The sequence below is a fragment of the Methylocystis sp. SB2 genome (assembly GCF_049817085.1).
Taxonomy (GTDB): domain Bacteria; phylum Pseudomonadota; class Alphaproteobacteria; order Rhizobiales; family Beijerinckiaceae; genus Methylocystis; species Methylocystis rosea.
In genome coordinates this window covers 666,345-678,415 of record NZ_CP187401.1, presented here as the reverse complement: position 1 = coordinate 678,415, position 12,071 = coordinate 666,345, and the positions used below count along the sequence as shown (strand labels likewise).

Here is a 12,071-nt window from a genome sequence, read left to right as displayed (position 1 = left end):
GGTGGAACTAGATTGGCGCGGCGGCTCGCTTTACTGCTTGTGCTCTCGCCGCGACGCGAATATTTTGCCCTTGAGTTCAGCAGTGGCGGCGGCGTAGCTTGGGTCGCCAAAGTTCATAAGCTATCGAATCGGCTGCGAGGACCGCACTCATGGCTTGTAGCCGCAGCATGCTTTGGGGCGAGCTTGGCGATTCGTTTAGTGCTTGCGCCCTGGCTCGACTCCCTAAAATTTCTGACGTTCTATCCGGCTATAGCGGGCGCGACGCTGCTTTGCGGATGGACGCGAGGCGTCGCCGTATTACTGCTTTCAGCAGCGGCGGCGTGGTACTTGTTTTACCCGCCGGCCTATGGCTTTGAGATAAAGGACGCGAATACGGTCGTCGCGCTCGTTGGATTTCTTCTGGTCGGCGGTTTTCTCGTCGTGCTGGTCGCTGGGATGACGGACCTCATCAATCGGCTCGAATTCGCCAACCGAGCGCAGGAAAGCCTCTTCCAAGAACTGCAGCACCGCGTCGCCAACAACCTGCAGGTCGTTGTGGCCATGCTGCAGGGTGTCAGACGCGATTTGTCCGACGAAGCCACTGCTGAAGCAATCGCGAATGCCCAAGACCGCATCGCAATGATGTCGGATTTGCATCGCCGTCTATATGACCGGACAGCTTACGAGCACGGCTTGGCGCCGCTGATGTCGGACGTGCTCCACGAAGTTTTTCGCGATCTACCCGTTCTTGTCGCGGTCGAAATCGCACCTGACATCGATCTTTCGCTGGACCAGATGACTGCGATCTCCTTGCTCGTCAATGAGGCGGCGATGAACGCGGCGAAGCACGTCTTTCGGAAGGGAACGGGGACGACCTTCAAGGTCGAACTGCTAAAGCAGAAAGACGGCTTGCATTTGCTTATCCATGATGATGGACCTGGGATAAGGCGGGATTCAACGAGCGAACGTCAGTCCTTGGACATGAGCATCATGCAAACATTTGCTCGGCAGCTTGGTGGCTCATTGCGAATAAACGGTCCGACGGGAACAACCCTGAAGGTTGAATTTCCATCCGGGTCTGATCGCTGAACCTGCGGCGGCAATGCTGTCGGTTCCGGCCGTGTACGGTTGTTTCAGAGCAAGAGCGGAACGTCGCGGATACGGAAGGCGTCTCGAACGGTCTTCTAGAGATCTTCCTTTGGATCCTGCTCGGTATTTTCGCGGTGATCTGTCCGTGCAGCTTCAATTAAATCTGCAAGCTGCTTCCTGAGGACGGGCCCATGAATTTGCCGGATATCGTAGCCTTCGCGACGCAAATGTCTGACCATATCGCCGATGCGAGCATACTCTCCAGAGCGAGCCAGTTCGAACGCACGCTCAATGGTCGTTTTATTTTCCGCCATGCAAGCCATGTAGCTAGCGGTCTCCCAGGAGCTTTCAACCTTAACTTCCGTCAAGGACTCGGCTGCGCTGCTGTGAGCGCAAAGGCTATTTCTTTTTATTGATCGGCGGCCCCTCTGGAGGGGGCGAGTGACCAATGGCAGCGGATCCGCAGCAAGCTGCGAGAACATCTCTCTGAGATGCTCCGCCAATTGCTTCAGGTTGCGTTGGTGGTCTCGCTTACATGTTAGCGCGGCGGCGACTTTCCTGTGGCGCCATTTGCCGCCCTCTACATCGAAAAGTTCTAAGCGCTGCCAGGCTGGATTGTTCCTCAGCGCGCCAGACGAGCAGAGCGTGATCGAAGGGCACGCCCTGGACTCCTTGTGCGCCGAAGGAATTCAGGCGTCGTGCGAGGGGCAATGTAAAATATCACTATGCAATCGGAATGGCGGCTAGTCCCTCAAGCGTCACGACGCTGACCGACGCTGCTCGCCTTATTAAGAAACGCGGAAGGCTGAAGCGGGCGAGCGCAAGATGCACGCGGACGAACCATAAAAAGACCCGCGACCGTGCAGCCGCGGTCAAGGGGAATTAACAGGAGTCGCTCTGCCGCGTCTCTTGGGCGACATCGACCAAATTGCCTACAAAGCGCGCCTAGGCAAGCGTGGCGGGCGCAGAGCTAACCTCGATTTTGGAGCGGCAACACCGATCTCCGCGAGTCAAACCGAGGCTCTCCTTCGACGAAAGCTCCGTACGCGGTATCCAACCCGCGAATGAGAAACGGCACAACCGTCGAAATGATGTCGGTGTCCTGACCGCTGCCTCGCCAAACATGTTCGCCCTCGCCTCATAGGAGGTCGCGCGCGCAGAAGGCGCTTGAAAAGATCCATAGTAAAAATTGCCCGCTGATTGACACGTGCAGCAACGCACGTTCAGTAGACGTATTTTAGCTTTCCCGTTAGCAACATCGCTACTCGTTTGGCGTTCGGGCTTAACTTTAGGGAGAGGCTCATGAAAGGATCACCGAATGCAGTTCCCAAGTTTGTTCACGAAAACATCGATGCTGTGATCGAAGCGGAGCAAGAAGCTGAGGAAGCCAGATCATGCGGCGAAGTTGTATATGAATTTGTTGCTGGCTTGATCGGCACATTGGGATTTGTGATCACAGAAATTGTAGCCGTCTTTTTTTGGATTGCGATTAACGAAGGTTTGATTACGCCATTACCTCCATTCGATCCATATCCATACCATCTGCTAGGAGCGGTGCTCGCGTTGGAAGGTGTGCTAATTGCAGCATTTGTTCTGATGCGTCAAAATCGCATGAGCAAACTGGCCGACCGTCGAGCACACTTGGACTTACAAATCAACTTAATGACAGAGCGCGAAACCACCAAGATTATTGGTATGCTGTTGGAAGTAAGCGAGCGGTTAGATATCCAACATAAAGTGCTAGACGACGAGAGCCGTCAACTCAGCCGCCTGCTGACTATTGAATCTCTGATCGAAACGATGCGCGGAAAGTTTGGTGACTGACCTGACTGAGAAATTTGTTCGAAAACACGCACTCCGACCCACTGCAGAGGACGGACACGACTAAGCAAAGCCAGTTTACGGAAGAGCAGTTCATCGAGCGCTGCGACCGCTGATGACGACAGGTCGCGACACGCTCTCCGAGTCAAAATCCGTAACGATTGCGGCGTAGAAAGCGGCGTCCCGCTGCTCGTCGAAGCGCGAAGCGTCATCGCAGCTTTCCACGCGATCATCCGAAAGGAGCATGATGCGGAGCTCGACGTCTGGATTGAGCACGCAAAATTCAGTCTCGTCGCGTCCTTGGCAAACGGCGCAATAAAAGACAGGGCTGCAGTGCGCCACCGCAATCATATCCGCTGGTCGAACGGACATACAGAGGTCAGATCACAAAGCTCAAACTCGTGAAGCGACAGATGTATGGGCACGCAAAAATCGATCTACTGGAAGCGCGCGGATTTTGGCGCGGTCTGATCGCAGACTGCATCAAGTCTGCGTCAGAGCCAATGTTGGACGCCGATAACGGGTCAATTTTGTGAGCCGATTGACAGTCGCGCGATTTCTTGGCCTCTCTGGCCGGACGCTCGAAAAGCATCGCACCTATGCATCGCCGCGCTATTCGAAGCTCGGCGGACGTTTGGGGGGTGGAAAGTAGCCATCGCCTTATACGGCTCGTGATCCCTCGGTGTCGTAAGCGGTGAACTTGCGCTCTAAAAGACCATGTGCCCTGCACACCTCCCGCCACGGGGCGATATGCAGTGCCAGTAAGTGGCGCTGCAACGCCCTATTGTCTGGCCACAGCTCGGAAAAGCGCATTAAGTTTGGTTCGAAAAGACGGTCGAGGCGGCAAAGCAGCACCTCGAAATCGTTACCGTAGAAGGCGCTATAGCTGCGCTTTGTCAGCGACCTCACGTCGCGCGCGTCAAGGCAAAGTTCCGGATCGAAGCCGTGGTTGTCGGCGGTTGATCCGCTGCCCCACATATCGAGCATCAAGCCCCTCTCTTTTCGCCCTGTGCTGGCACCTGGGAGGCGAAGATGGAAATGCCGCGCGCGATACAGGCCTTTCCGATCACGCGGACGTTAGCTACGAGTTGGCGGCGGCAAGGCTCGGGAAGTGCGCCGAGGTAATGCCGCTGCATATCATGGATCAGAAGCGCGCAGCGATCCGGATCGAATTCCCAGGTCGCTTTGTTTGAAAACGTCATTGGCTTTCCCTCTACAGGGCCGCCGTGACAGGTGACGTTTCGCTAATTGACCATCGCCCTGGACACGGCGCCGACGGTCACAATGGATGACAACATGCCGCTCCCTAGAAGGAGCGCCACCAGATTGCACTAGGGCTCAGAGTCAGTTTCATCATCACGCGGTAATTGCCATGCGAATGCATCCTAGACAAGACAATCCTCCGCAACGACAGCTTTTGGGCCGCTTCTCGCCGCACCGCATCATCGTTATGGATGCCACAAAAGAACTCTGGAGTTTATCCTACCAAGGCCCGAATCGCCTCACAAGTCCCGCGCAAATGCGGGACCATTTGTTGGTTTGATTTTGAGTCGCGCGCGCCATGGCGTGCGCTGCGCAAGAGGCTTGGGCGTTGGCCGGCGAGCTTTCTCGACGTTCCGAGAAGTTGCTAAGCGTCGCGCCCAATTTGCGCAGGGCGGGGGATCAACATGCTGATCGCCGACGACGCGGTCGCGCAGCAACCGCTTGGGCGCTGCCGGGAGAATCTTGGGTTCGAAGTTCGATTTTTGTTTTGCCCTGAGCCTCTGTTGCTTTCTGGGTTGTATCTGTTCGCAGCGCCACTAGATGCGGTCGGTGCTGAGGCGCCGCACTTCAAGGTTGAAGCGTTGTGTTGAGTAGCGCTTAGAGTCGCAGAGCGGAGTTGGGCTCTAACGCCGGGACGGATAGCAGAGAGAGTTACAATGGGACTCGCGGGGATTATGCTCACGTTTCAGGATGGTCATGAGTTCATTCACGTGAACATTTCGAATGTGAATATGGTCGAAAAGCACAAAGGCGGGTCCCGTCTATGATCAGGGCTGAAGGGCGCATCGCATTGCAGATACCAGGCGATCTAAGCAAGCGTTCAAGCGTCGCAGGATAGCCTTCGCGCCAAGCCCGGAAATGACCGGGATTAAACACGAGGCTTTGATGGACGAACGCACAATCAAGCGATTCCTGCCCTGGGTTGTGGCCACGGCGCTTTTCATGGAGCAGCTCGACGCGACGATCGTGAATACAGCGGTTCCCGCCATGGCAGAAAGCTTGCGGGTGACGCCTCTGAGCCTCAAGGCCGTCGCCGCAAGCTATGTGTTGAGCCTCGCCGTCGGCATCCCAGTGAGCGGATGGATCGCAGATCGTTTCGGGACGAGAAGGGTTTTTGCTACCGCCATCGCGGTCTTCACGATCGCATCCATGCTGTGTGGATTATGCCAGAGCGCCGGGCAGATGATCGTGGCCCGCGTCCTCCAGGGCGCCGGCGCGGCGCTGATGACGCCTGTCGGCAGACTGACCATCGTGCGGACGTTCGAGAAAAGCGAACTCATGACCGCGATGAATTTCGTCATTATTCCCGCCCTTATCGGCCCACTGCTTGGGCCGACTGTCGGCGGCCTGATCGTTCATTGGTTTTCGTGGCGCGAGATCTTCTTCGTGAACGTCCCCATCGGGATCATCGCTCAGTGGCTGATCCATCGCCACATGCCTGATTACCGCGCTGACACGCCGCCCTTCGACTGGGTCGGCCTCGCGCTTTTCGGAAGCGGCACGGGGCTTCTGTCGTGGCTTCTGGAGATCTTCGGCGAGCACAGGATCGAACCTGTCGTCGGTGTAGTCCTCTTCGCCGTCGCGATTGCGTTGCTTCTGGCCTACTGGCTGCACGCGGTGAAAGCGCGTTATCCGCTACTTGATCTCGCCTTGTTCAGAAAGCGGACGTTCGCCGTTTCCGTCGTGGGCGGCTTCATGACGCGGCTCGGCGTCGGCGGCTTGCCTTTCCTCACGCCGCTACTATTGCAGGTCGGGCTGGGCCTTCCCGCATGGCAGTCGGGACTGCTGATGATGCCGACGGCGGCTGCCGCCATGGGCATGAAGATGGTGTCGAGACCAATTCTCGGCCGGTTCGGCTATCGCTCAGTTCTCATCGTAAACACGGTGATGATCGGCGTCACGACCTGTCTTTATACGCTTGTCTCGGATCAGACGCCGCTTGTGGTGATTGTCGCCATCGGCTTGGCGCTGGGCTTCTTCAACTCGTTGCAATTTACGAGCATGAACAGCATGGCGTACGCGGACGTGGAACCGCAGGAATCGAGCATGGCCGCCACCATTGCGAGTTCGTTCCAGCAGATTTCCATGAGCTTCGGTCTCGCCATTGGATCGCTGGTCGCCGGCTGGTTCCTCGCGGGCGCGTCCCAATCGGATCAGCACGCCGTCATCCGCGCTCTTCACGGCGCCTACGTCTCACTTGGAACGCTGACCATCGTCTCCTCCCTGTCGTTTTGGCGATTGCAGGCGACTGACGGCGCTAGCTTGAGCCGCGCGAGTCCGGAACTGGCGTGATCTGGCTGAGGGTCAAATTTGGCCCGACGTCTCGGCTTCGTTGACGCTCGCCAGACACAACCGCTAGACGCGTTGACGAAGTTCTTGGCGCCCGACGGAATTATATTCCGAGGCTCTGACCTCTCAATGGACGCCGGGATCTTTAAGGAGACACCAGCATCCGACGCACGGAACAAATAAAGGCGAGATGAAAGGAAAAAAGCATGTCAAAAGCAAAAATTGAATGGAAGAAGGAGCCTGAGGCTGAGGACTATGACGGCGCGAAAAACTTTCTAACGCTAATATGCTCCGTTGCGGAAGCGTTACAGCTAATTGAACAGTTGCGGGGAAGCGACACTGTCGAGTAAGCATCGAAGGACCTTCTCCGAGCAGCAGATTTGCCTTTGCTTAATGAATCTGACCCCCACGTGAGTGAGGACCTGAAGCGAATTCGTAAAGGCACTCCTTTGGCGCCCGTCCTGCTGGTTCGCGGGGAAATGAAAAAAGGCAATCCCTTGATCGTTGCTGATGGCTATCACCGGATCTGCGCTGTCTATAGGTGTGACGAAAGTGCATCTATCTCCTGTCGAATAGCGAAGGGCGGGTAAGTTCGGACGATCACGTTCCTCCACAGCGCCTTTCAACGGTATTAGCATCAAGCCGCCATAGCGTTTGGCTATGGCTGAGCCGCCGTTTCCTTCGATCTGAATGCTGCGTCGACCTGAATGTTAAGGCAGCACACCGTACTCTCCAGCTTGGTATGAACCTATCAGGAGACGGAAACTGTAGGACGCTGAACATTGTGTCATGGACGCGACGCCAGACAATTTCGCAGTCATTGCGTCGCGTGGCGCGCAATGCGGAAGCGCTTGAGCTCTCAATCGATGATCTCAGTAGCGATGATATTTCGTGACCACGACGACAACAGGCGCCGCCGCTAGTCGATAAGGGACAGTTGCCCTGCGTCATGCGAACTGATTTCTTCAAAGTTGGAGAGGGTCACGCCAAGCAGGCGTATTCCCTTTGACGTCGGAAACACCGGCGCCAACAGCGTTTCGCTGATTGTCGCGAAGTCGGTTAGTGAGCCGACGCCGCTGGACAAAGTTCGACTGCGAGTGATCTGCTGGAAATCGGCATACTTTACCTTGAGCGTCACGGTTCTACCGCGAAGGGAGTTGGCCTCGCAACAGCGCCACACCTTGGCGACCAGCGGCGTCAGCTCTGCGCGCGCCGCCTCGAGATCGAAGATGTCGACGGTGAAGGTATCCTCGGCGCCGACCGACTTGCGCGGCCTGTCGGGTTCAACAGGGCGCTCGTCGATCCCGCGTGCTATCCTGTAGTACCAGGTGCCTGACTTCCCGAAATTATGCTGCAGGAAGCCAAGGGACTTCGCCTTTAAATCCGCGCCTGTCTCGATGCCAAGACGCCTCATCTTCGCCGCAGTCGCAGGTCCAACGCCGTGGAATTTCTTGACAGCAAGGGCTTCGACGAATGCTGGCCCCATACGGGGCGTGATGACGGCCTGGCCATTCGGCTTATTGAGATCGCTCGCCGTCTTTGCGAGGAATTTGCAGTAGGAAATTCCGGCCGACGCATTTAGTCCCGTCTCAGCCCTGATCCTCGCGCGGATCAATTCGGCGATCGTCGTGGCGATCGAGATGTTGTGGTGGTTTTCAGTGACGTCGAGATAGGCTTCATCGAGCGACATCGGTTCGATCAAGTTCGTATGCTCGGCAAAGATCGCACGGATTTGCGCCGAGACCGCGCGATAGACCTCGAAACGAGGCGGCACAAAAATCAGCTCTGGGCATTTCCTCTTCGCTGTGACGGATGGCAGGGCGGAGCGTACGCCAAACGCGCGCGCCTCGTAGCTCGCGGCAGCCACCACGCCGCGGGCCGCCGATCCACCGACGGCGACCGGTTTGCCGCGCAGCTCGGAATTGTCGCGCTGTTCGACCGCCGCATAGAAAGCGTCCATATCAACGTGGATGATCTTACGGTGCGGACCGGGCGTAGCTTGCGCTGCAAGTCCGCCAACCATGTCCGGCGTGAAAATTTCCATCGCGCCATCCCTCGCGCCGATCCCGACGTCTGCGCCCGCGCCTAAGGTTGTGTCAGAGTATCGATATCCAACAGCGTTTCCTTATCGAGCGCACGGCGTCGCGGATCGTGGTGCCATTATACAGATTGCTGCACACGAACCGTTTTTCCTAGCGCCACATGCCCCGCATCCGTGCGCTGACATCGACGCGGACCCGCGGCGCTTCCTGTCCGGTTGCTTGCCCCGTCGGGACAATCGGCCAGGCCCGGCTTTCGAAGTGCTGCAGCAGGTTTGGAGGAATAAACCGTGTGCGCGAGGCATAGACATGGCGGTCCCCGGTGGCCGACTGACCATGGGTGAAGAAGCGCTGTGGCAAAATGAGCGATAGGCTGTCTTTGGCCCGCGTCATCGCAACATAGAGCAGCCGCCGCTCTTCCTCGATCTCGGCGGAGGTGCCTGCGCCGAGATCGGACGGGATGCAGCCGTCGACGGTATTGAGTAAGAAGACCGATTTCCATTCCTGACCCTTGGCGGAATGAATGGTCGAGAGGATCAGATAATCCTCATCGAGCAAGGGGATCCCAGCCTGACCCGACGTCGCATCCGGCGGATCGAGCGTCAATTCCGTAAGAAAGCGCTCGCGCGACGGATAGCCTGCCGCGATATCCTCGAGCTGGAGCAGATCGGCTTTGCGCATGTCCGCGTGCTCGTGCATGCGGTCGAGATGTGGCTCGTACCAGTCGCGCACCTGCGCGATCTCCGCCGGCCAGCCGGCGCTGCGTCCGCCCAATTGTCGAAGCAGCGCGACGAAACCCGGCCAATCGGCGGCGGCACGCGGCGGGCAGGGCAAATCACCGATGATGCTGATCGGGTCCGGCCGATCTGCCATGGCGTCGAGAACCGTCTGCGCCCACGATGGTCCAACGCCCGGTAGCAATTGCATCACCCGGAAGCCGGCGACGCGATCGCGTGGATTCTGCGCGAACCGCAGCGCGGCCAGCATGTCCTTCACATGCGCGCTGTCGAGGAATTTGAGGCCGCCGAATTTGATGAAGGGAATGTTCCGCCGCGTCAGTTCGACTTCCAACGGACCGCTATGATGGCTGGCGCGAAACAGAACCGCCTGTTCCTTCAGGCGCATGCCGCCCTCGCGGTTCTCCAACACTTCCTCGGCCACGAAGCGCGCCTGGTCGGCTTCATCGCGCACCGTGACGAGGCGCGGACGCTCGGCCGATTCCCGGTCGGTCCACAGGTTCTTGGTGAAGCGCTCCTTGGCAAGATTGATCACGCCGTTGGCTGCGGCGAGGATCGGTTGCGTCGAGCGGTAATTGCGATCCAGCGTGATGATCTCGGCCGGCGGTGAGAACTCCGTTGGAAAATCGAGAATGTTGCGCACCGTGGCGGCGCGGAAGGAATAGATCGATTGCGCGTCGTCGCCGACGACTGTCAAACCGCGACCGCCGGGCTTCAACGCCATCAGGATAGAGGCCTGAAGCCGGTTGGTGTCCTGATATTCGTCGACCAGAACATGATCCCAGCGTCCGCCGATATCGTGGGCGAGGATGGGATCACTGACCGTCTGCGCCCAATAGAGCAGCAGGTCGTCATAATCGAGAACGTTCTGGACCTGCTTGGCTTCGACGTAGCCCGCGAACAGCTCACGCAACTGTTCTTCCCATCGCGCACACCATGGATAGTTGGCGCGAAGCACATCCGGCAGCGGCGCTTCGGCATTCACCGCTCGCGAATAGATCACAAGACAGGTCCCTTTGGTCGGAAACCGGCTCTCCATCTTAGAGAAGCCGAGCTGGTGCCGGATCAGATTCATCAGGTCGGCACTGTCTTCGCGATCGTGGATGGTGAATTGCGGATCGAGACCGATCTGCTCGGCATAGTCGCGCAGCAGCCGCGCGCCGATGCCGTGGAACGTGCCGGCCCAAGCGAGCGCGTCGGTGAGCGCGCCGGCCTTATTGCCCAGCACCTTCGCGCAGATGCGCTCGACCCGGCGTCCCATCTCGGATGCGGCTCGACGCGAAAAAGTCATCAGCAGGATGCGCCGTGGATCGGCGCCGTTGACGATCAAATGCGCGACCCGATGCGCCAGCGTGTTGGTCTTGCCCGATCCAGCGCCGGCAATGATCAGCAGCGGGCCGCCCATTTTGCCATCGGCAAGACCGACGCCATGCTCGACCGCGCTGCGCTGCCAGTCGTTCAACTTTTCCAGATGCGCCCCGCTCATGCCCGTCCGCCCATATTCGCCATTCCTCGTTCTAATCCATGACGCGGTCCCGAAGACTCTAACGAGTCCAATTTGGCGCATGAAGTAATTAAGAACAAATAAGGAACATAGCAGCGGCGAGACCCTTTGCAAAGCCTTAAAGAACAGCTTTCCGCCATGGCCGAACCCGCGGCCAATGCCTCCATCGCCGAACTTCAGGCGCGCATCCAGCGCTTCAAAGGCGGCACGAGGCGTGGCTGCGCGACGCTTCCATTTGGGCTTGCCCCAATCGATTCCGACTTGCGGGAGGATGGGCTAGCCATTGAAGCACTCCAGGAGGCCGCCGGAAGTCGATGGTGCAGCACATGCGCCTCATGGCAAATGGCCCGCCGACCATCGCCGATCTTCGTGCCGAGCGCGTCCAGCGCGCGCGTGTATGGTGCCTAAACAGCTCTGCCAGCGCTATGGGGTCAGCGGCCCAGCCGATGGCGTGTTGGAGAAATTTGCGGCGCCGCCTTGAAATGGAATGGTGAGCCCGCCGAGTGACGCGCTTTGAAAATCGTCGAGGCCGAGGGTTACCCCGCCATCGGCAAGGCCGCAGGCGCTGTAGAAGAGCAACGTGGGTGATTCGTCTATCTCGCGGCGGTTGTCGACGCAGAACGCCGCCTCCATCGTGATCGACACGCGATGCGAAAGGACGCGGCGGCTCGCGCGGCGCCCACACTCATCGCTTGACGGGTGCACGCCCGACGAGGCCTACTTCGGCAAACAGGAAACGGCGATGGCAGCATGACTGTCGCCTTCGGTTTGTCGCAACTCTGGTCGGGCTACGCCCTCCCGACGCCGCGACAAAACCGAAACGCCCCGCGTTCAGCAAACCCCAGCAGAGATCCACTTATAATTCGCGGGGAGCTGTCCAAACATCCGGGGCCAGCTCTATTCACCGATGTGGAAAATATTTATGCCGACATAAAAACCAACAGATCTTTTTGCTTATCGGGTTCGGTTTCAAGGCTAGGTGGCAAAATCCGCGAGTGACCGTAGTCAACGTAGCGCAGCTTGCCGGAAAATCGAAGGCGCTGACGCCAACCGCGAGTTCCCTGTCGACCGCGCAGCAGGATGGCGTATCCCTTCTCGACCCCTCGGAATGCGACGCTGCGTTGAACGACGCTGTCCGAACACGCGGCAAACTCGGAGCTCGGACACTTTCAATTGAGATCGGACGTGATCAATCCAGGCCCGACGGCGCGCGGGGCTCAGTAGTTTGCCTTGGCGGCCTCGGTCAGGATCATCGAAATGGCCTCCGGCAAACCCGGGACGGTTCAATTCCTGCTACAGGGGCGAGATTGCCTGAAGCGGGCGTTGTCTCAGATGCTGCGCGCAGCAGAC

At 58.2% G+C, this 12,071-nt stretch carries 10 protein-coding genes and 1 pseudogene; 4 read left to right on the top strand and 7 right to left on the bottom strand.

What is annotated here, in order from left to right:
• The first annotated feature begins 12 nt into the window (after window positions 1-12).
• Window positions 13-1,068, top strand: a complete 1,056-nt coding sequence (locus tag ACPS74_RS03480; RefSeq protein WP_244471420.1) for a histidine kinase dimerization/phosphoacceptor domain -containing protein — start codon at window positions 13-15, stop codon at window positions 1,066-1,068.
• Window positions 1,069-1,163: 95 nt separating this feature from the next.
• Here ACPS74_RS03480 and ACPS74_RS03475 read toward each other — a convergent pair whose 3' ends face one another.
• Window positions 1,164-1,382 (bottom strand): hypothetical protein, encoded by a 219-nt coding sequence (locus tag ACPS74_RS03475; RefSeq protein ID WP_083481350.1) that lies wholly within the window; start codon window positions 1,380-1,382, stop codon window positions 1,164-1,166.
• Window positions 1,383-2,370: 988 nt separating this feature from the next.
• Between ACPS74_RS03475 and ACPS74_RS03470 the strand changes: the two genes are divergently transcribed.
• Window positions 2,371-2,892: a DUF1003 domain-containing protein gene (locus tag ACPS74_RS03470; protein ID WP_157055238.1), complete on the top strand. Its 522-nt coding sequence runs from the start codon at window positions 2,371-2,373 to the stop codon at window positions 2,890-2,892.
• A gap of 657 nt (window positions 2,893-3,549) precedes the next feature.
• Here the strand turns inward: ACPS74_RS03470 and ACPS74_RS03465 are convergent.
• Both ACPS74_RS03465 and ACPS74_RS03460 read right to left on the bottom strand, forming a co-directional pair.
• Window positions 3,550-3,879, bottom strand: a complete 330-nt coding sequence (locus ACPS74_RS03465) for a hypothetical protein (RefSeq protein ID WP_157055239.1) — start codon at window positions 3,877-3,879, stop codon at window positions 3,550-3,552.
• Complete coding sequence (locus ACPS74_RS03460) at window positions 3,876-4,091, bottom strand: hypothetical protein (protein WP_029650076.1); 216 nt, start codon at window positions 4,089-4,091, stop codon at window positions 3,876-3,878. Before ACPS74_RS03460 ends, ACPS74_RS03465 begins: the two co-directional genes overlap by 4 nt.
• A gap of 465 nt (window positions 4,092-4,556) precedes the next feature.
• Here ACPS74_RS03460 and ACPS74_RS03455 point away from each other — a divergent pair, with 465 nt between their 5' ends.
• Window positions 4,557-4,742: a hypothetical protein gene (locus ACPS74_RS03455; RefSeq protein WP_029650077.1), complete on the top strand. Its 186-nt coding sequence runs from the start codon at window positions 4,557-4,559 to the stop codon at window positions 4,740-4,742.
• Between the two features lie 295 nt (window positions 4,743-5,037).
• Window positions 5,038-6,444, top strand: a complete 1,407-nt coding sequence (locus ACPS74_RS03450; RefSeq protein WP_029650078.1) for an MFS transporter — start codon at window positions 5,038-5,040, stop codon at window positions 6,442-6,444.
• A 916-nt stretch (window positions 6,445-7,360) separates the two neighbouring features.
• Here the strand turns inward: ACPS74_RS03450 and dinB are convergent.
• From dinB to ACPS74_RS03430, 4 genes and pseudogenes are all read right to left on the bottom strand, one after another.
• Window positions 7,361-8,464: a DNA polymerase IV gene (dinB, locus tag ACPS74_RS03445; protein WP_051381752.1), complete on the bottom strand. Its 1,104-nt coding sequence runs from the start codon at window positions 8,462-8,464 to the stop codon at window positions 7,361-7,363.
• Window positions 8,465-8,633: 169 nt separating this feature from the next.
• Window positions 8,634-10,703 carry an ATP-dependent helicase gene (locus ACPS74_RS03440; RefSeq protein WP_029650082.1) on the bottom strand — a complete coding sequence of 690 codons (2,070 nt, stop codon included), beginning with the start codon at window positions 10,701-10,703 and terminating at the stop codon, window positions 8,634-8,636.
• Between the two features lie 441 nt (window positions 10,704-11,144).
• Window positions 11,145-11,366: a hypothetical protein gene (locus tag ACPS74_RS03435; RefSeq protein ID WP_029650086.1), complete on the bottom strand. Its 222-nt coding sequence runs from the start codon at window positions 11,364-11,366 to the stop codon at window positions 11,145-11,147.
• 447 nt (window positions 11,367-11,813) lie between these two features.
• Window positions 11,814-11,954 (bottom strand): annotated as a pseudogene (locus ACPS74_RS03430) (IS3 family transposase); the annotation flags it as partial.
• Between the last annotated feature and the right edge of the window lie 117 nt (window positions 11,955-12,071).